The sequence below is a fragment of the Sphingobium estronivorans genome (assembly GCF_008692605.1).
Lineage (GTDB): Bacteria > Pseudomonadota > Alphaproteobacteria > Sphingomonadales > Sphingomonadaceae > Sphingobium > Sphingobium estronivorans.
The window spans coordinates 1-17,769 of record NZ_LFCT01000030.1 but is presented as its reverse complement, the minus strand read 5'-3'; the positions used below and the strand labels follow the sequence as shown (position 1 = coordinate 17,769).

The 17,769-nt window shown below is 61.3% G+C and carries 17 protein-coding genes; 8 read left to right on the top strand and 9 right to left on the bottom strand.

The annotated features are described in order from the left end of the window. Nucleotides 1–20 precede the first annotated feature (20 nt). The 5 genes from F7P65_RS18810 to F7P65_RS18790 are packed head-to-tail and all read right to left on the bottom strand — an operon-like array spanning nt 21 to nt 5,172. Nucleotides 21–470 carry a MaoC family dehydratase gene (locus tag F7P65_RS18810; RefSeq protein WP_150294490.1) on the bottom strand — a complete coding sequence of 150 codons (450 nt, stop codon included), beginning with the start codon at nt 468–470 and terminating at the stop codon, nt 21–23. A 35-nt stretch (nt 471–505) separates the two neighbouring features. Beyond that, complete coding sequence (locus tag F7P65_RS18805) at nt 506–916, bottom strand: Zn-ribbon domain-containing OB-fold protein (protein ID WP_150294488.1); 411 nt, start codon at nt 914–916, stop codon at nt 506–508. A gap of 2 nt (nt 917–918) precedes the next feature. Further along, entirely contained in the window at nt 919–2,064 is a 1,146-nt protein-coding gene (locus F7P65_RS18800; protein WP_150294486.1) for a thiolase C-terminal domain-containing protein, read from the bottom strand. 10 nt (nt 2,065–2,074) lie between these two features. After that, nucleotides 2,075–4,180 (bottom strand): acetate--CoA ligase family protein, encoded by a 2,106-nt coding sequence (locus tag F7P65_RS18795; protein ID WP_150294484.1) that lies wholly within the window; start codon nt 4,178–4,180, stop codon nt 2,075–2,077. A 50-nt stretch (nt 4,181–4,230) separates the two neighbouring features. Further along, entirely contained in the window at nt 4,231–5,172 is a 942-nt protein-coding gene (locus F7P65_RS18790; RefSeq protein WP_150294482.1) for an NADP-dependent oxidoreductase, read from the bottom strand. A 376-nt stretch (nt 5,173–5,548) separates the two neighbouring features. Between F7P65_RS18790 and F7P65_RS18785 the strand changes: the two genes are divergently transcribed. Continuing rightward, the gene (locus F7P65_RS18785; protein ID WP_162854708.1) at nt 5,549–6,250 is read left to right on the top strand and encodes a GntR family transcriptional regulator; all 702 of its coding nucleotides are present in this window, start codon (nt 5,549–5,551) and stop codon (nt 6,248–6,250) included. Nucleotides 6,251–6,433: 183 nt separating this feature from the next. Continuing rightward, nucleotides 6,434–7,441 (top strand): alpha/beta hydrolase, encoded by a 1,008-nt coding sequence (locus tag F7P65_RS18780; protein WP_162854707.1) that lies wholly within the window; start codon nt 6,434–6,436, stop codon nt 7,439–7,441. A 10-nt stretch (nt 7,442–7,451) separates the two neighbouring features. Here F7P65_RS18780 and F7P65_RS18775 read toward each other — a convergent pair whose 3' ends face one another. Together F7P65_RS18775 and F7P65_RS18770 are read right to left on the bottom strand one after the other, a co-directional pair. Beyond that, entirely contained in the window at nt 7,452–8,231 is a 780-nt protein-coding gene (locus F7P65_RS18775) for an SDR family NAD(P)-dependent oxidoreductase (protein ID WP_150294474.1), read from the bottom strand. Nucleotides 8,232–8,333: 102 nt separating this feature from the next. Beyond that, on the bottom strand, nt 8,334–9,107 hold the full coding sequence (locus tag F7P65_RS18770) for a hypothetical protein (protein ID WP_162854706.1): 774 nt from the start codon (nt 9,105–9,107) through the stop codon (nt 8,334–8,336). Nucleotides 9,108–9,395: 288 nt separating this feature from the next. On the opposite strand from F7P65_RS18770, the gene F7P65_RS18765 reads away from it, so the two are divergent. The 5 genes from F7P65_RS18765 (at nt 9,396) to F7P65_RS18745 (ending at nt 13,417) form a co-directional block, all read left to right on the top strand. Continuing rightward, a complete protein-coding gene (locus F7P65_RS18765; protein WP_150294470.1) occupies nt 9,396–10,127 on the top strand; it encodes a glutathione S-transferase family protein in 732 nt (243 codons plus the stop codon). Nucleotides 10,128–10,230: 103 nt separating this feature from the next. Next, entirely contained in the window at nt 10,231–10,791 is a 561-nt protein-coding gene (locus tag F7P65_RS18760; RefSeq protein ID WP_150294468.1) for a hypothetical protein, read from the top strand. 23 nt (nt 10,792–10,814) lie between these two features. Next, the gene (locus F7P65_RS18755; RefSeq protein WP_150294466.1) at nt 10,815–11,255 is read left to right on the top strand and encodes a Zn-ribbon domain-containing OB-fold protein; all 441 of its coding nucleotides are present in this window, start codon (nt 10,815–10,817) and stop codon (nt 11,253–11,255) included. A gap of 50 nt (nt 11,256–11,305) precedes the next feature. Beyond that, nucleotides 11,306–12,049 (top strand): SDR family NAD(P)-dependent oxidoreductase, encoded by a 744-nt coding sequence (locus tag F7P65_RS18750; protein WP_150294464.1) that lies wholly within the window; start codon nt 11,306–11,308, stop codon nt 12,047–12,049. Between the two features lie 81 nt (nt 12,050–12,130). After that, the gene (locus tag F7P65_RS18745) at nt 12,131–13,417 is read left to right on the top strand and encodes an MFS transporter (RefSeq protein WP_150294462.1); all 1,287 of its coding nucleotides are present in this window, start codon (nt 12,131–12,133) and stop codon (nt 13,415–13,417) included. A 61-nt stretch (nt 13,418–13,478) separates the two neighbouring features. Here the strand turns inward: F7P65_RS18745 and F7P65_RS18740 are convergent, their stop codons facing one another. Next, nucleotides 13,479–15,758: a CoA transferase gene (locus F7P65_RS18740; RefSeq protein WP_150294460.1), complete on the bottom strand. Its 2,280-nt coding sequence runs from the start codon at nt 15,756–15,758 to the stop codon at nt 13,479–13,481. 39 nt (nt 15,759–15,797) lie between these two features. Beyond that, nucleotides 15,798–16,967 carry a thiolase family protein gene (locus F7P65_RS18735; RefSeq protein ID WP_150294458.1) on the bottom strand — a complete coding sequence of 390 codons (1,170 nt, stop codon included), beginning with the start codon at nt 16,965–16,967 and terminating at the stop codon, nt 15,798–15,800. Between the two features lie 352 nt (nt 16,968–17,319). On the opposite strand from F7P65_RS18735, the gene F7P65_RS18730 reads away from it, so the two are divergent. Continuing rightward, nucleotides 17,320–17,769 (top strand): nuclear transport factor 2 family protein (locus tag F7P65_RS18730; protein WP_150294457.1); only part of this gene is annotated, 450 nt, incomplete at its 3' end.

Here is a 17,769-nt window from a genome sequence, read left to right as displayed (position 1 = left end):
ATGTGGGAGCGATGCGCGGATCAGGCCACTGGCTTGCATTTGAAGATCGCGGCAACCTCACCCAGCGCACAGGTTTCGCCACGCTGGTTCTTCACGTCATAGGTGCGGATGATGATGCCTTCGCCTGGACGCGACTTGGACGGGCGCTTTTCCTTGACGCTCATCACCAGATGGATGGTGTCGCCCGCCTTCACGGGGTTCGGGAAGCGCCAGCTGATGCCCAGATTGGCGACGATCGTGCCTTCCGCAATGCCCATGCGCGCGCCGAAGCCCGCCGCCAGCGACGCGATCAGGAAACCATGCGCGATCGGCGCGCCAAAGGATGTCGTCTTGCAATATTCATGGTCGACATGGATGGGATTCATGTCCGACGTCAGCGTCGCGAAAGCCAGAATGTCATAATCGGTGACGGTCCGGCCCGGCGAAATCCATTCCTGGCCGACTTCCATCTCATCATAATAGAGGCCCATAAACTCTCCTTTATTTGCAAAAAATTATTGTCGCCTTACGCAGCGCGTGGCCGCCAATAGGGAAGCACGATCCCGTCCGTTTCCTCCCGGAACAGCACCTCCAGCTGCATGCCGACGCGCACATCGGCCGGATCACACTCCAGGATGCGGGTGTGAAAGCGCACGGTCGGGTCTTCCTCCGCCGCGACGAGGCCCACGACATAGGGCACTTCGTCGGCAAGGCTGGGATGAAAGGCGCGGTGGACGACCGTGTAGGTGTACAGCGAGCCGCGGCCCGACAGTTCGACCCAGTCGACATCCTGCCCCCCGCACCAATGGCACCCCGCCGCCGGGCGATGCCGCTTGCGACCGCAGGACCGGCATTGTTGCACGGTGATGACATGGTTCCTGCATCCATCCCAATAGGGCTGGGTCAATATGTCGGGAACGGGGACGAAAGGCGCCATCTTCACTTCCTCAAAACCATTGCGCTGCCCTGCGGGCCGCCAAAGCCGCTCACCAGCCCGACCTCCGCGTCCGCGACCTGACGGACGCCCGCTTGCCCACGCAATTGCGTCACTGCCTCGGCCACGACGTTGAGGCCGTTCAGATAACCTTCGTTGAGCATGCCCCCGCCCGTGTTCAGCGGCAGGCTGCCGCCCGGCGCCGTGACGCCGGACGCTACCAGCGGGCCGCCTTCGCCCTTCGCGCAGAAGCCGAAATCCTCAAGCTGATGGACGACGACGAAGCTGTAGGCGTCATAGATCTGGGCAAAGTTCATGTCGCCGGGGCCAAGGCCCGCCGACTGCCACACGCGCGGCCCGACATAGTGGGAGAAAAGCTGGCTGTAATCTTCCCATTTTTCATAGTTGCGGCCGCCGCCCGGACCCATGCCGTATGCGCCGCCACGGATATAGACCGGCGGCTGGCGCAAATTCCTCGCCCGTTCCGCGCTGGTGACAATGATGGCGCAACCGCCGTCAATCTCCCGGCAGCAGTCCAGCCGCGACAGGGGATCGGCTATCAGCGGCGTCGCCAGATATTCGTCCATCGTCAACGGATCGCGGTTGAAGCTCCGCTCATTGTTCATCGCCCATTGCCGCTGGGCGATGGCGACATGGCCGTAATGTTCCCTGGTGGTGCCATAGGTCGCCATGTGATGCCGCGCCCACATGGAATACCAGACCGGCACGCCGATTATGCCATAGGGCATCAGGAACTGCATCTCGCCCGCGGCCTTGCCCGCGGCGCCGGTTTCGCCAGCGCGCTGCCCCGACCTGCCGTTCATCGCGCGATAGCAGATGACGGTTTCGGCAAGCCCCGCCATCACCGCCATCGCCGCTTCCAGGATCACCGCGCAATTGCCCGGCCCGCCCTGCGCGATTTCATTGTACCAGCGCAGTTCGCGGATGCCGAGCGAACTGGCGACCACCTGCACCGGCGCGCTATCCCCCATATGATAGGTGAGCAGCCCATCCACGTCGCTGGGCTTCAGCCCCGCATCCGCCATCGCATTCTGGCACGCCTCGACCGCCAGCATTTCCGTGGTTACGCCGGATTTCGACGAGAAGGGCGTGTAACCCAAGCCGACGATGGCGCATTTGTCCCTGAGCATGTTCGTCTTCCTACGAATGCGCCGCGGCCAGCGCCGGCGCCTCTGCGTGCTGGACCACCGCCAGCCCGTCGATCAGCACGGGCTTGCCCTCGTCCAGCATGATGGGGTTGAGGTCGAGTTCCTTGAGGCCCTCGCCCTTGCTGACGCACCAGTCGCTGACGCGCACGATGACATTCGCCAGCGCTTCTTCCGCGCCGGGGTTGAAGGACAGTAGCGCCTTGACCGCCGGCACCTCCTTCACCAGCGCGCGCGCATCGTCCGGCGTGACCGGCAGCGGTGCGAAGCTGATCTGCTGCAACGCCTCGGTCAGGATGCCGCCCAGGCCGAAGGTCAGGACCCGGCCGAAGCTGGGATCATGCGACATGCCCAGGAACAGTTCGGGGCCGGGCGCGACCATCTTCTGCACGATGACGGAATCCACCGCGGCATCCGGCGCGCGCTCCTTCACGCGGGCCAGCATCCTGCCGAACTCGTCGGCCACGGCCTCCCCGCTGTGCAGGCCGAGCGCGATGCCTCCCACCTTGGCGCGGTGCGGGATGTCGGGCGAGATGACCTTGATCGCGACCGGGAAACCTACCTTGCGCGCCGCATCCGCCGCGTCCTGCGCGGAGGATGTGACGACTTCGTCCAGCACCGACACGCCGAAGGATTTGAGCTGCGCCTTGACGACATCCTCGGTCAGCACTTCCTGATGCGTATCGCGGGACGCGGCATGGCCGCCATCGCCCTTGCCCGGCGCCTTCGCACCATCGTCTGGCGGCAGGATCAGGTTCAGCGCTTCGAAACATTGGGCGAAATTGTCGAAATAGGGCACGCCTGCATCGGTGAAATAGGCCTCGACCTCCGGCCCGCCGGAAATCCATGCCGCCACCGCATATTTGCGGCAGTCGGCCAGCACCTTCGCCGATGCTTCGGCCAGCGCCTGACCGATCGCATGCTTGTAGGCGCCGAACACGACGACCTGATCGATACCGGGGTCGGCGATCAGGCACTCCAGCACTTTGGCGAACTTGTCGGGCTGGTAGAACAGGCCCGATGTCACGTCGATCGGATTGTCGAAGGAGGCGAATTCGGGCAGCCATTCCTTCAGCCGCTCCCTGGTGTCCGGGTGCAGTGTCGGCACCGCGAAGCCGCTTTCCTCGACCAGATCGGCGGCGATCACCGCCGTGCCGCCCGAAATGGCAAGGATCGCCGTGCGTCGCCCGGTCGGCAGCGGGCGCTTCGCCAGCAGCAGCTTGCAAACTGCGACCAGTTCCTCCAGCGTGCGGACCTTGACGATGCCCGTCCGCCGGAACAGCGACGAACAGATGGCGTCGTTTCCTGCCATGGAGCCGGTGTGCGAGATCGCCGCGCGAGCGCCGGCCGAAGCACGGGCGGACTTGAACACGACGATATGCTTGCCTGCAGCCCTCGCCTTCCTGCCCAGTTCCAGCAGGCGGCGGCCGTTCTTGAGCTGCTCTGCATAGGCGACGATGACCTTGGTGTTCGGATCGTCGACCAGATATTCCACGAAATCAGTGAGGCCATGCGTCGTTTCATTGCCGGAACTGATGATGTGGCTGAAACCGATCCCTTGCTTGACCGCCATGGAATAGAAGATCGGCCCCATGGCCCCGCTCTGCCCGATATAGGCAACCGGCCCGGCCTTGAATTCATCGCCTTCGAAAACGGCGGTGAAGGACAGGTGCTTGCGATGGTGAAAATTGATGCTGCCCGCGCAGTTCGCGCCCATGATGAGCAGTTCATGCTCCTGCGCGATCGCCTTCAGCTCGCCTTCCAGCACATGACCTTCGCCGCCGACTTCGGCAAAGCCCGAACTGATGATCATATAGTTTTTGATGCCCAGCGCAGCCCCTGTACGCAGGACACCCGCGACATCCGTCGCCGGGACCGAAATGATGGCCAGGTCCACCGGCGCGCCGATCGACTCCAGCGAGGGATAGCATTTCTGGTCCAGAATCGTGTCATATTTGGGATTGATCGGGTAAAGTTCCCCTTCGTAACCCAGCGACAGAAGGTTCGCGACAATCCGCCGCGCCGGGCCGGAGGGTCGCGCGCCAATGCCGACGACGGCGATGGAAGCCGGGTTCAGCAAGCGATCGAAATCATAAGCCATGTCGTTCAGTCATCCTTGATCTGGACAGCGTCATCGGGATTGAATCCCGATCAGAATTCGAGCACGAGCCGCCCGCGCAAACCGCCCTGCTCCAGCCGCTGGTGCGCTTCGCCGGCCCGTTCCTTGGGATAGGTGCCAGCGACGCGAATGGTCAGCTTGCCTTCCTCCGCCAGGCGACGAAGCCCATCCAGCTTGTTGCGTTCCTCCGAATGCAGCTTCGACCGGACGGGGACCAGCTTGACACCGCGATCCGCCTCGCCGGTCTGCATCCGCAGCGTGATGACGGTGCCGCCGTCGCGTACCGCCGGGGCGAGCCGTTCATTGAACAGCGCGCCGTCGATCGCGCCGTCGACGCCATCGGGGAATCTTTCCCGCACGCGCCCGGCAAGATCATCGCCACGGCGCAGCACCACATCGGCGCCAAAGCCCTTGACGGCGCCCTCATCGGCTTCGGACGCGTCGGCGATCACCACCAACCCGTCTTCCTTCGCCAGTTCCACCGCATAGCCGCCGAATGTTCCGGCGGCGCCGCTGATGAGCACGGTATTGCCCGGCTTCAGGCCCAGCAGGTCGATTGCCAGCCGGGCGGTCATGGCATTCATCAGGATGGTGCTCGCTTCGACATGGTTCATGCCGCGCGGCGCCTTCACCACGGAATTGGCAGGGACCGCCAGCATCTCCGAATAAGCGCCATAGGAACCGTTAGGCGCGATGAAGGCGATGACGGGATCGCCGACATTCAGGTCCGTCTCCACGCCTTCGCCGATCGCCAGCAGCACGCCTGCAGCATCCATCCCCGGCACATAGGGCGGCGGCGCGGTACGCCCGAACATCTTGACGTGCGTGCCGCTGCGGATCAGCGCGTCGGTCGGGTTGACGGCTGCCGCATGGATGCGGATCAGCACCTGTCCCGGGCCGGCCACCGGGTCCGGCAAATCCAGGATCTCAAGCGCTTCAGGACCGCCAAAATCGGTCAAACCTACGGCTTTCAAGTGATCCACTCCCGTTAAAATTCTGTCCGGACCAGTCCGACATATGTCAAGATTGCATATTGCATGTAATGATTAATCGTCAAGCCTGAACGGCATAAGGCTTCTTGCGCCGGAGCGCGTTCGCAATTGCCTGTCGTAAGATAGGACGGGTGGCAATTTGCCCACGCGCTCGTCCTTCGCATTTACCTCGACGGCTTGACACGCCACGGCGATGCTCTTTATCGGAATGGTCAATCAGAGCATTTCTTCGCACGAAGCAACGTCGTACGGCGATCGTCCGGATACTATTCTGTTTGGCGCTGTCCCATCTTCTTGTAAGATACAATATCGCATAAGAACGACCCATATCAGCGATACGTCATTTCTAGGAACGTCAGTGGCAGCAACACCCGATAACCAGTTGAGAAACCCGCCCCTGTCGGACAAGGCCCGCGACCGCCTTCGCGCCGCCATCCTGGAAGGTGAACTGAAGCCGGGGGACAAGATCAATATCGAGCGGGTCGCCGAAACCTTCGGCATCAGCCGTACGCCCATCCGCGAGGCGCTGAAGGCGCTGGAAACGGAAGGACTGGTCCAGATCCAGGCCAATCGCGGCGCCATCGTCGAACCGCAGGTCTGGCAGGAAATCCATCACCGCTACCGGATGCGTAGCCTGCTGGAAGGCTATGCGGCCGAACTGTCCTGCGCGAAAGGGGATGAAAAGCTGGTCGCCGCCCTGCGGGGCAACTGCGCGCAGGTGAAGAAGGCAAGCCAGACCGCTAGGCCCGTGAGCATGGAAAATGCCCGCATGATCGCGGAACTCAACCGCAGCTTCCATCGCATGATCTGGGTCGGTTCAGGCAGCATGACGCTGGTCCGCTTTCTGGAGGCACTGGACCTGCCGCAATCGTTCAACGATTCCTTCTACAAGGAAAAAAATTCCCGCGATGTCGTCTGGCAAAGTCATGAAGCAATCGTGGATGCGTTCGCTGCGGGCGACTCCAAAAAGGCGAGCGCCCTCATGGAACGGCATGTCGAGCAGGCGGTAGACCTGCTGGCGTCCCATGCGGATGACCATATCAGCGATCTTTGCTGCTGATTCGGGAGCCGGTTCCGTCGCTTCCCCGTCAACGGCACGACGACCCTCCGCGCCCTCACCAAAGATAGGCTGTGCGGCTCCGTCGCCATGGTAGATGTTGCGCGACAGCTTCGTCACCACCCTGGGGCAGAGCGACACGGCCAAGGCTCAGGCTTGCCGGCAACTGGCGCAGGAGGGCCGCAGTTGAACAACCCAACCGATCCGCCGCCGCTCAACCTTGAGCTTCATCGCATCATGCAGGAAAAGCTCGGCTCAAACCCGATGGCTTCTCCCGACATAAGCGCCGAACAATTATTGAACATTGTCGGAAATGATCCGGGCACACCCGACGCGGTGATCGACCAGGACGGGGACGTCAAGCTGACCCATTTGAAAATCCCGGCGGCCAACGGCGAAGAACAGATACCCGTCCTGATCGTCGAGCCGTCCGGCAGGACCGGCAGGCCGTTACCGTGCCTCTATTATACGGCAAACGGCGGCAAGATCAGGCAGGGGGCAACGGCTGGCGTCACGCCCTTTGACACGGCATTGGTCGCCACGCACGGCATCGTGCTGGTAAGTATTTCGCCCAGGGTCGGGCCAAAACATCGCCACCCCGCACAGGTGGAGGATGCCTATGCCGGTCTGGAGTGGATCCACCAGAATGCTACCCGGATCGGCATCGACCCGGCGAAGGTCATCATCATGGGCAAGAGCGGCGGCGGCGGGATCGCCGCGTCGACGGCAATCTATGCGCGTGACAGAGCCGGGCCGCCGATCGCCTATCAGATGTTGATCTATCCCATGCTCGACGATCGCACGGTCACGGTGTCGAGTCGCTACGCCGCCGCCGGATGGGGACCACGCCATAACCAGATCGGTTGGAACGCGATATTGGGCGATGCCACCGGCGGACCCAATGTGGATTCCTATGCTGCGGCAGCCCGTGAAACAGACCTGAAGGGCCTGCCCCCCGCCTATGTCGAAGTTGGGTCGAGCGAGATATTCCGCGACGAAGACCTGCAATATGCCTGCCGCCTGGCTGAGGCGGGCGTACCGGTGGAGATACATTCTTGGATGGGCGGATTCCACGGGTTTGAAATCGTCGCCCCCGATGCCGCGCTTTCCCGCTCCTGCCTGCTGACGCGCGAATCCTTCCTCGCGCGCGCGCTGACGGAGATGGACGACGCGGCGTTCAACCCCGGCGGATGACGATCATCACCTAAGGCGTCAGATAGGCCCCGCCGTTGACGCCCAGCACCTGACCGTTCACCCATGCGCCGTCATCGGAAAGCAGGAACGCGACGGTGGCCGCAATATCCATCGGAACGCCAAGGCGCGGACTACGCAAGCCCGCCTTCAGCTCATCGATAAATTCCTGAGGCATGACTTCCTTCGCTTTTTCGGTCAGAACCACACCGGGGGCAACGGCATTGCACCGAATGCCTTCCTGGCCCCAGCGTGACGCCACATGCCGGCACATGGCGTTTACCCCCGCCTTGGATGAAGAATAGGCTACAGGCGCCTGGTCGCGCCCGATGGGTGGAGAACTGGTCGAGGTTGTCGTGCAGACGATGCTCCCCCCGCCATTCTTGAGCAGGTGGGGAAGTGCGGACCTGATCAATGTCGCATAGCCGATCAGATTGACCCGTAGCGTCCGTTCCCAGATCGCCACGTCCATGTGCAAAATATCGATGTCCCGGCCGAATATCTCCTGGCGAAGGTCGGCAGCATTGGCATGAAGGCCGTCAAGGTGGCCGAAATGGCCGACTGCCTGTTTGACAAGATTATCGGTCGATGCCTCGCATGCCTGATCGTAGGCGATCGCGATCGCTTCGCCCCCGGCATCCCGAATTTGCTGAGCCGCTTCATCCGCGCCGCTGGCATTGATGTCGCCAACGGCGACCCTCGCGCCTTCGGCGGCCAGCCTGCGCGCAGTCGCCAGGCCGATGCCGGTCGCAGCACCCGCGACAATAATCGCCTTGCCGGACAGTCCATTCATGCTCGTCCATCTCCCAAGATATATTCAAACGCCCGTACTGATATTCAGCGGGTTCAACAAAGGCGCGACCTAATGCCAAGGTCCGATGAGCTGGACTCTTTACTATTGTTCCAGCGCACCTCGTGCAAAGGCCTCCTTGTCCATCATGTTCTGGGCACCCAGCTTGCCCTCTTTCAGGGCGGTGAACATCTCGTCGATCAGTTCGTCGCCTACTTCGATCTTCTGAATCTTCCACATGATGGAATCGATGATGGCGGAAGCATAGCGGAACACTGTGTATCCGATCGCTTCGATAACCCATTTCGTGCCCCGGCCATCTGCCAGTTCGCGGAATCGCTCGGCTGTCAAAGTGCCTTCGACCGTGAGCCGCACCAGTTCCACCAGATCCTTCCCGTCCGAAGGGAGCGCATCCAGCCGGTCATCCCGAATTGCCTGAATATCCTCTGCGGAGATGCCGTTCGCGGCCGCCACCGCGATGTTGCCGGCCTGTACCCATCCGTTCACGAGCAGCGGCAGCAGTCCCATATCGATCCAGGCGCGTTCGACTTCGTTCATGGTGCCGCGAATGCTCGCGGTCATGTAATAGTCGCCCAGTTCAGCCCAGAGACGGGCCAGGCGAGGCGTCTGCAACAGGCCGGTGAACAGAGGGGCCACCTCGAACGGATATTCATCACGCAGCATTGGCATGCAATCGAACTTGCGCTGGTCGCGCGCCACGACCCAATCGAGATCCTTGCGCTCGCTCTCGCTGAGCGTCTCCTTCGCGGGCAGGGGCAGAAAGCGGCTCATGTCCCGCCCTTCCCCTTCCTTGTCCCAGTCAAGCGTCGCCCAGGTGAGCTTCAGGACCTTCATCTGGGGTGAATTTTCACTCAACATCGGCACCTCTCCCAAATTTGCCTCCGAACATCAATTATGCCGCAAAGCCAGGCAATGACAGTAAAAGCAAAGCAACATCGGCTTCCAGCGTCCGGCTGTCCGCGAGGTCGGCAAACCCTATGGGCTTTTAGCCCTGGCCTGCGGTTCGCAACCTATCCAATGTCAGGATTTTCGACCGGCGGGCGTCAGGACGGATCAAACCCTGCCAACTGAAAGATAGGTCAATTGCGCATCTGGCACGCTACTCCCTCTGAAAGAAAATTTGCAAATACAGTCAAGGAGGCGGTGGTGATTGAGCTTTTTGGCGGATCTTCCCCAAATGTCCTGAAGGTGGTGATTGCCCTTGAGGAGTTGGAACTGGAGTATCGCCACACCAAGGTGGACATCATAAATCTGAAGTTCGAACCGGAATTTCGGAAAGTGAACCCGAATTCGCGTATCCCCGCGATCATCGATCAGGACGGATTCGGCGGCAAGTCATTCCCGCTGGGGGAATCGGGTGCGATCCTGTTCTACCTCGCGGAAAAACATGGCGCCTTCCTGCCGGAGGCATCGGCCGACCGCTATACCTGCATGCAATGGCTGATGTTCCAGATGTCGGGCATCGGCCCGATGTTCGGCCAATATGTGTATTTCAGCCGCCGCGTGAAGGACCAGCCCCACGGCCTTGAACGCTACACCAACGAAGTGCTGCGCCTTTACGATGTCGTCGAACGGCGGCTGGCGGAAAGCCGCTATCTGGCGGGTGACGAATATAGCATCGCTGACATGGCGGCCTTTCCCCCGCTTCGATACGTCACCGTCACCGGCCTTGACCGATCCGCCTATCCCAACATGAACCGCTGGATGGACGAGATTGCCCAGCGCCCGGCGGTGGCCCGTGCCATCGAAAAGAGCGGGCAATTCGATCTCGACAATCATGAAGGCGCCGCCAAGATGACCCCGGATCAATGGGACCGGGCCTTCCTGCGGGGCAAATATTCCAGGGCTCACACTCTGGGAGTGACGCCAGCCCCGTGATGCTTCGCGAAGGGGGGCGATCACTCCTCTTCGCATACGGCCGGGGTGTCGGGGTCCGTTCCCGAACGCGCCCGTCAGACTGAAACAATTGAGAGGATAGATCATGATTGCCCTGAACGACGAAGAACTGCTCGCGGCCATGCAGCCCGAAAACCGTGCGGTTTTCATGCCGCTGGAAAAGCGCCCCGGTCCTCGTATGACGCCGCTCGAAATGATCGAACTCAATGGGGAACATAGCCGTCGTTTCTTTGCCGGTGATTTCGACGGCATCATGGAACATTCCCTCATCGACGATCCGGTCTACGAATTTCTTCCCGCCCGCATCCGGGTCAAGGGCAAGGAAGCGGTGCACCGCTATCATGAACTGAACTATGAGATCGTGATCGCACAGGTCGATCCCGAACGGCGGGAGACGCCCGCAGATGCAGGCACCACCCTCACGCGATCTTTCGGCGAGAACAGCTTCACCACGGAAATCAGCACCATGTTCAAGCTTGGGACGGGTGAACCACAACGTTGCTACTTCAACGCGGTCATCACGTTTCAGGATGGCAAGATGGTGGGCGAACGCGTCTGGATGGACCAGAAGATGAACGACTTCTTTGTCGCCGGGCTGGAAAAGGATCCGGAATTTTTCAAGCTTCCGGGCGTCGAACGCTTCTAACCGCCAAGTCACAGGAAACAGTCATGGTCGTGCTTGAGCCGGAAACCGCGGTCCATTCAAAACCGCTACCAGAACTGAACGGTCGAAACGCACCTTTCCTTGAAGGGCTGCGACGCCACGAGTTTCTGGTGCCGCAGTGCCGGGACTGCGGCGATTATCATTGGGTGCCCTATCCGGCATGCCGGACGTGCCTGTCAGATGCCTTGAACTGGACTCCCGTTTCCGGCAACGCCCATCTTTATTCCTATACGGTTGTGCACCGCGGGCTGGGCGCATTCGCGGAGGAAGCACCCTATGTCGTGGCAATGGGCGAGTTGGTTGAGCAGCCGCGCCCCTGCATCGTCATAGCGCAACTGATAGGCACGCCCTGGCAGGATATCCATATCGGTCAGCCGCTGCAAATCGGCTTTGTGGACGTGCCGGGCGCAAACGCCACGTCCTACCGCTGGGTCGTTCGCGAGTGATCCGTGCGGCCTTGGGCCATTCGATGGCGCAGCCATGAAACAGTGGTGAGGTGACTGTGCACGACTTGCGCGGCAAACGCATCATCATCGGCGGTGGCGCGACGGGAATCGGGGCGGCTCTGGCGGCGCGCCTGACAGGTTGCGGCGCGCATGTCGTCGTCGGTGACATCAACGGTGCCGGGCTCGATGCCCTGATGCCCGGTCTGGAAGGTCCGGGAACGGCTCTGCCGGTCGTTTTCGATCTGGCCGATGATGCGTCCATCGATCGCCTCGTCCAGCGTTGCCTCGATCGGTTCGGCGGCGTGGATGGCCTCGCGATCGCCGGGGCCGATCTGTCTCCCGCGACAGCGGACGCAGATCGTCCCGTTCTGGATATGGACTCAAGAGTCTGGGAACATGTGTTCCGGGTCAACACGATCGGCCACGCCCGGCTGATGAAGGCGGCCATGCCACACATGATAAATGCGGGCGGAGGCGCCATTGCCGTTGTCACCTCCGGAGCGGCATTCATGGGGTCGCCGACCTGGCCCGCTTACGCTTCCTCCAAGGCGGCGCTGGGCGCGCTGGTGCGAAGCGTCGCCCTTGCCTATGGCAAGTTCGGCGTGCGCTGCAACGGCGTCAATCCCGGACGCATCGTCAAGGAAGGCGACCATGAAGCGCCGATCAATGCGCTGGACCGCATCGGCCGGCCCGACGACGCCGCGCGCGTTCTGACATTCCTGATTTCGGAGGAAAGCGGCTGGATCACCGGACAGATACTTTCCGCCAACGGCGGGAGTTCTTTCAGGGAATGATGCCTTCCGCATTTCCAGGGCGTCAACTGGTCGCATGGCGATCGCCGACATCTCTCTGACTCAAATCGAAAAGAGTTCTCAATGGACAGCAAATCACCGGGACTGAGGGAATGGAAGGCACATTGGCCGCTGGTTCTGACAGCATTTCTGGGCATGTCCTACCCGCCGATAGCATATTATTCGATGGGCCTGTTCATCGAACCGCTTAGCCGGGACTTTGGCTGGAACCGGACCGAGATTGCCATCGGCGCCAGCATTTCCGCAATCATATCGGTCCCGTTGATGCCGCTGGTGGGCGTACTTGTCGATCGCTGGGGAGTTCGATTCCTGGCTCTTCCCGGCACGATAATGACTGGCGCATGCATTGCTTCCTTTGCGATCGCAAACGGGAACCTGACGCAATGGGCCATGCTATGGGTCATATTCGCCCTTTGCCAGGCCTTTTTGAAAACGACCATCTGGACCGCCGCCGTCATGTCGCGGTTCGTGGCCTCGCGGAGCCTTGCGGTCGCTGTAACACTTTGCGGCGTATCTTTCGCGAATATCGTCGCGCCGCCGCTCGTCCGTTGGCTGATCGAAAGTTTCGGGTGGCGAACAAGCTATGTCGTCATGGGCATTGGCTGGGGACTGCCCGTCTTCGTCCTGTGCGCGCTATTTCTGTATGATGGACATGATGACAAACGGCGGGGCGGTCAGGGCGAAGCCGGCGGGCCACAGATTTACGCATACGGGCTGTCGATCCGTCAGGCGCTTCGCAGCGGTCCGATCATCCGTGTCGGTGCCGCAACGCTCATCACGCTGCTGCTGACCGCCTGCCTTGTCGTGCACCAGGTGCCGCTGCTGATCGAGGCGGGGCTCAGCCGCACATCCGCAGCCTATCTGGCAAGCCTGTCCGGCTTTGGGGCCATTGCCGGAAGCCTTGTCAGCGGTTGGCTGATGGATCGCTTCCATGCCGGGACGGTGGGGGCGATAACCAACGCGATGGCCGCAGCCGCCCTCTTGCTGTTGCTGGAACCGTTCCGAACCCCAGCCCTGATCGTAACCGCCATGCTGGTGATCGGCTATGCGAGCGGCACCAAGCTGCAACTCTGCGGCTATCTGACCAGCATTTATGGAGGCATGAAGAATTACGGGAAGATATTCGGCGTGATGGCCAGCATCATCGCCATCAGCAGCGCCCTTGGCCCCATGCTGGGCGGCGTGATCTACGATACTACCGGCAGCTATTCACTTTTCATCCTGGCTTCCATTCCCGCAAGCCTGTTTTCGGCCATGCTGCTGGTTGGACTGGGCAAATATCCTGACTGGAGCGCGGTGCAGGATGAACCTGTGACGGATCGAACGGCGGCGGTAGCGAAGCAAGCCTGAAAAACTGAAGGCCGCATGACATCATCATGCGGCCTTCCTGACCGGCAGGGCTTCAACCGCCCTATCGGTATGACACCCCGCCGATGCCCGCCAGTGGCTCGCCCTGATGAATCGCCCCGCTGGCGATTGCGCCTTCTATCTCGCTGGCCGAGAGACCCGCCGTTTCGAGCAGTTCGGAACTATGTTCCCCCGCACCCGCCGTCAGCAGCGTGTCCGACCGCTCGGTTCGTGCGAAGCGGGCCAGGCGCTGCGGCACATAGAAGTCGCCTCCTGTATTGCCCCGCACGGTCGTGAGGTAGCCATCCCGTACCAACGGATCAGCTGGTAGTTCGCTGATATTGCGCGCGGGAACAGCCGTGATTCCATGCGCTTCCAGCAACGAGATCGCATCTTGCCGGGACAGTTTTTGCAAGGCCTTGGAAATCTCGCCGACGGCCGCTTCGTCCGACACAGCCGAAGATTGCAGCAAGCCTGCGTCCACAAACTGGTCGATGCTGTTCGCCAGCACCCTGACATAGCCGTCGGCAGCGGGATAGAAGCGATCGATCTTCGAGGGGCCGGCAAAGTCCCGACCGCCGACGCGCGGAGCTGGACAGTGCGGATATTGAACCAGTTCGCCCGACTGCATGAACACCGAAGCGGCGGCCAGCGAGGTGCCAGTGCGTTGCCCCATGCCGGTGCGCGCGCGATGGAACAGCGCAAGGCAGGCCGCGAAAGCGGCGGCGCATCCACTCGAAACGTCATTGACGGCGACGCCGATGAAGACCGGATCACTGTCTCCTCCCTGGGCCTTCTGCATGCCGGACGTGGCCTGAATCATTGGGTCGAAAGCGGGACGGTAGGCAGATGGACCGGTTTCGCCGAAACCGGTGACCGAAACGGAAATCATGTCCGGTTTGACGGCGGTCAGCGAGTCATAATCGATCGCCAGGCGCCCCAGAACGCCAAGCCGGTAATTGTCGATGACGACGTCGCTCACGCCCACCAGCCGCAGAAAGGACGCATGTCCGATACTGTTGCGAAGGTCGACCTCCAGGCTACGCATGCCGCGGTTATAGTGGGATCCGACCATTCGGAACACATCGCCGCCCCGCGGCTCCACCTTCACCACGTCCGCGCCCAGTTCCGCCATCAGCATGCCCGCATAAGGCCCGGCGAGCATTGCGCCGAGATTGAGCACCCGGATGCCGTCCAGCGGCCCGCGACCGGATGGAGGGGACTTCTGTTTCGTCGGCACCGCCTGCTCGGACCAAGACGGCAGCTCATCCAGCGCGACGAAACGACGGGGCGAGGAGGCTTTGGCAGGCGTGCCGAAAAGGTCGACGAGCAGCCCGCCCATCACCACTTCGCCATGGCCCGGGTCCGTCAGCACCTGACGTTGACCAACCGCCCGGATCTGCGGATCGTCAAGCCAGTCCTTGCTTTCCCCGACAAGGCCGACGGGGACATCAACCGCTTCAAGCTGCTCCAGCCAATATTTGCTTGGTTGGGCAGCGAAGGCATCCTCGAACGCCTTGCGAACCCAGCCGCGATTTTCAGGGCTGTGCAGGTTCGTGAATACCCCGTTGATCCGGGGATCGTTCCAGAGCTCCGGGATGCCCAGCACAGCCAGGGCGGCTTGCTGGAATTTGGGCGTGGGCGCACCGAGGAATACCCATTTGGCGTCAGCGCAGCGATAGGAGGAATAAGGCGGGTTCGGCCCGCCCGGCCCGACCGCCGTGTTGATCGACGGCGCGTCGGGGTCCATCACCAGCGTCGCGATATTGGCCACGATCGACCCGTGGAAACCATCGACGACCACCTGCTGGCCGAAACCCGATTTTTCCCTTTCGACCAGCGCGGCGACCGCAGCCGTCGCAGCCCACAGACCCTGTTCATAGGAGATATAGGGCGTCACGAGATCAATGGCACCGCCCTCGAACGACCCCTGGCGGAGGGCAACCCCGGATGTCGCCGCCAGAAGATTGTCGACATCAAAACCGCCGGCATCAAGCGGAACGCATGAGGGCATGTGCAGGTGAACCAGCCTTGGCAGCGCACCGGCATCAAGACCAAGCCGGGCAACGGTCGCCTCGTCGCTGGTGACGCAAATGTCCGCGCCGCGGAGGAGTTGGCGCACCTCATCGACGCTGGCTTCCGTATCCCAGTCCAACGACGAGCATAGCTTGTTGCGATGCCAGACCGCCAGTCCGGGAAGGTCGGCCGACGCCGTCCAGGTCGGTGGCTTGATATGGATGATCTCCGCTCCATAATCGCCCAGCAGCATGGCTGCGACGGCGCTCGCAATGGTGCCGCTCAGATCGAGAATCCGAACTCCGGCAAGTGCTTGATGATTATTCATTATATCCTCTTCTTTAACTTGGTTTCATGGGAAGCGCGCCTAGTCGGCCGCGAGCACCAAGCTGCCGCAGACCCCGTGGACGGCGGCGCCCTGTGAAAAGGCGAAGCCTATCCGCGCATCCGGCACTTGCCGGGCGCCCGCCTCGCCGCGCAGTTGGCGTACAAGCTCGATGGCCATCATCCCGGTGGGATTGCCATTGTGCGTATTGGATAAGAGGCCCCCGTCCGTGTTGCACGGCATGGAACCGCCAAGGCGGGTATGCCCGGCACGGACATAATCCGCCGCTTCCCCCAATTTGCAAAAGCCTAGTTCTTCGAGGTCGCGGAGGAATGTGACTGAAAAACAGTCGTAAAGATTTGCGACATCAACCTCGTCTGGGGTAATCCCCGCCTGCGCGAAGGCAATTTCGCCCACCTTGCTCGCAGCCGATCCTTCACGTCCGATCCAGGGCGTGTCGATCGTCATGTACAGGTCGGAGTCCACGGCCTCTGCACCGCCGATGATCCAGACCGGCTTCCTCCGGCAATCGCGGGCGATGTCGGCCGCAGCGATCACGATCGCCCATCCGCCGTCATTGTCCAGCGCACAATCCAGCAGGCGAAGCGGGTCGGCGATCAACCGGGACTCCAGCACGTCCTGGACTGTCAATTCACCGCGAGACCCCATGAGCGATGCCGGATTCAGCGTCGCATGATGTCGATGAATGACCGGAACCTGCGCCAGGTCTTCGCTGGTGACATTATATTCATGCATGTAACGCCGCGCCCACATGGCATACCAGGGCGCCATATAGCCGCCCCAGGCCATGCTTTCCCAGGTTTCGGCATGCATGGTCTGGTTGATCTTGCCGCGCGGGCCGATCTCCAGATTTGCCTTGCCGTGGAACAGGACGACAACATTGGCAAGACCGGCGGCGATGGCCGCAGCAGCCTTCTGAGCGCCCAGATGTCCCCCGGCGCTGTCCGTATAGGTCAGCGCCCTACCACCCAATTGGGCTGCCCAGTGCTGCGCGGAAGGCAGCTTCAGCCCCGCCGCCTCCATCGTGATGGGCGCAACAATACCGTCGACATCCGCCAGAGACAGCCCTGCATCATCGAGCGCACCCTTGACCGCTTCTATCTGCAGCGACGTCGATGATCGCTTGAGGGACCGCCCCTGTTCGGTCGTGTAGACGCCTACCACTGCGGCAGAACGACGCTGAAAACTCATAGGCTCTGTCCCCAAACAGCACGCATCGCGGTCGGCCGGACGACTGACATGGCACCCTCCCCCCAACAATGGCGTGATCCTCGTATCAGCCGTGCATGGTCCGATTGTCGGCCTCATGCACCGCTGCGAGCGTCAAGAATTAAAACAGCCCCTGGCGTTTGAACCTCTCTTTAGAAAGGCGTTTATCGATGGCGTCCTGCTCCCGGCGGCCCTGAAAAAGCCAGCCCCCAAGTCCAGCCTCCCTGTTGATAGGTTATTCCTGCTATCAAGTGGTCGAGGATGCGGATCATGCGTCGCGCTGTCGGACGCTGCGGAACCCCAATATCGAATTTCGTCCTAACGGAGAGAGTGCATGTCAGACATATGGAACGGGATCAACGGCCTGTATTTTGAGTATTGCGAAGCGATCAATTCGAACGATCCCCAACGCTACTCTATGACCTTTTGCAAAGATGGCGAAATCCGCATGACGGGACGCAACCCGATGATAGGCCGCGACGCCATTCGAGGGAAGGCAGACCCTGAGGCATTCGGGCTCAAATTCCTCTTCCAGGTTCCGCCCCGCTTCCACATTCTGGAACATACCGCTGACACGGCCAAAGTGCGCGCCTACACCGTGGAAATCAGCAATCTTCGGGGCGTCGGCACCTATTATCTGGCAAATTATCTGGACGAATGCGTGATTGACGAGGGCGTCTGGCGCTTCAGGAAACGTTTAGGCGATGTGCTCTATTGGGGGCCATCGGACATGATGGGCGACCAGTTCAACTATCCCGCACTGTCCGTCGTCAGAACATTTGGC

Bases quoted from the DNA above. Each gene is read 5' to 3' on its own strand.
- F7P65_RS18810 (WP_150294490.1), bottom strand. From the start codon at position 470: ATGGGCCTCTATTATGATGAGATGGAAGTCGGCCAGGAATGGATTTCG.
- F7P65_RS18805 (WP_150294488.1), bottom strand. From the start codon at position 916: ATGGCGCCTTTCGTCCCCGTTCCCGACATATTGACCCAGCCCTATTGG.
- F7P65_RS18800 (WP_150294486.1), bottom strand. From the start codon at position 2,064: ATGCTCAGGGACAAATGCGCCATCGTCGGCTTGGGTTACACGCCCTTC.
- F7P65_RS18795 (WP_150294484.1), bottom strand. From the start codon at position 4,180: ATGGCTTATGATTTCGATCGCTTGCTGAACCCGGCTTCCATCGCCGTC.
- F7P65_RS18775 (WP_150294474.1), bottom strand. From the start codon at position 8,231: ATGAATGGACTGTCCGGCAAGGCGATTATTGTCGCGGGTGCTGCGACC.
- F7P65_RS18770 (WP_162854706.1), bottom strand. From the start codon at position 9,107: ATGTTGAGTGAAAATTCACCCCAGATGAAGGTCCTGAAGCTCACCTGG.
- F7P65_RS18760 (WP_150294468.1), top strand. From the start codon at position 10,231: ATGATTGCCCTGAACGACGAAGAACTGCTCGCGGCCATGCAGCCCGAA.
- F7P65_RS18755 (WP_150294466.1), top strand. From the start codon at position 10,815: ATGGTCGTGCTTGAGCCGGAAACCGCGGTCCATTCAAAACCGCTACCA.
- F7P65_RS18745 (WP_150294462.1), top strand. From the start codon at position 12,131: ATGGACAGCAAATCACCGGGACTGAGGGAATGGAAGGCACATTGGCCG.
- F7P65_RS18740 (WP_150294460.1), bottom strand. From the start codon at position 15,758: ATGAATAATCATCAAGCACTTGCCGGAGTTCGGATTCTCGATCTGAGC.
- F7P65_RS18735 (WP_150294458.1), bottom strand. From the start codon at position 16,967: ATGAGTTTTCAGCGTCGTTCTGCCGCAGTGGTAGGCGTCTACACGACC.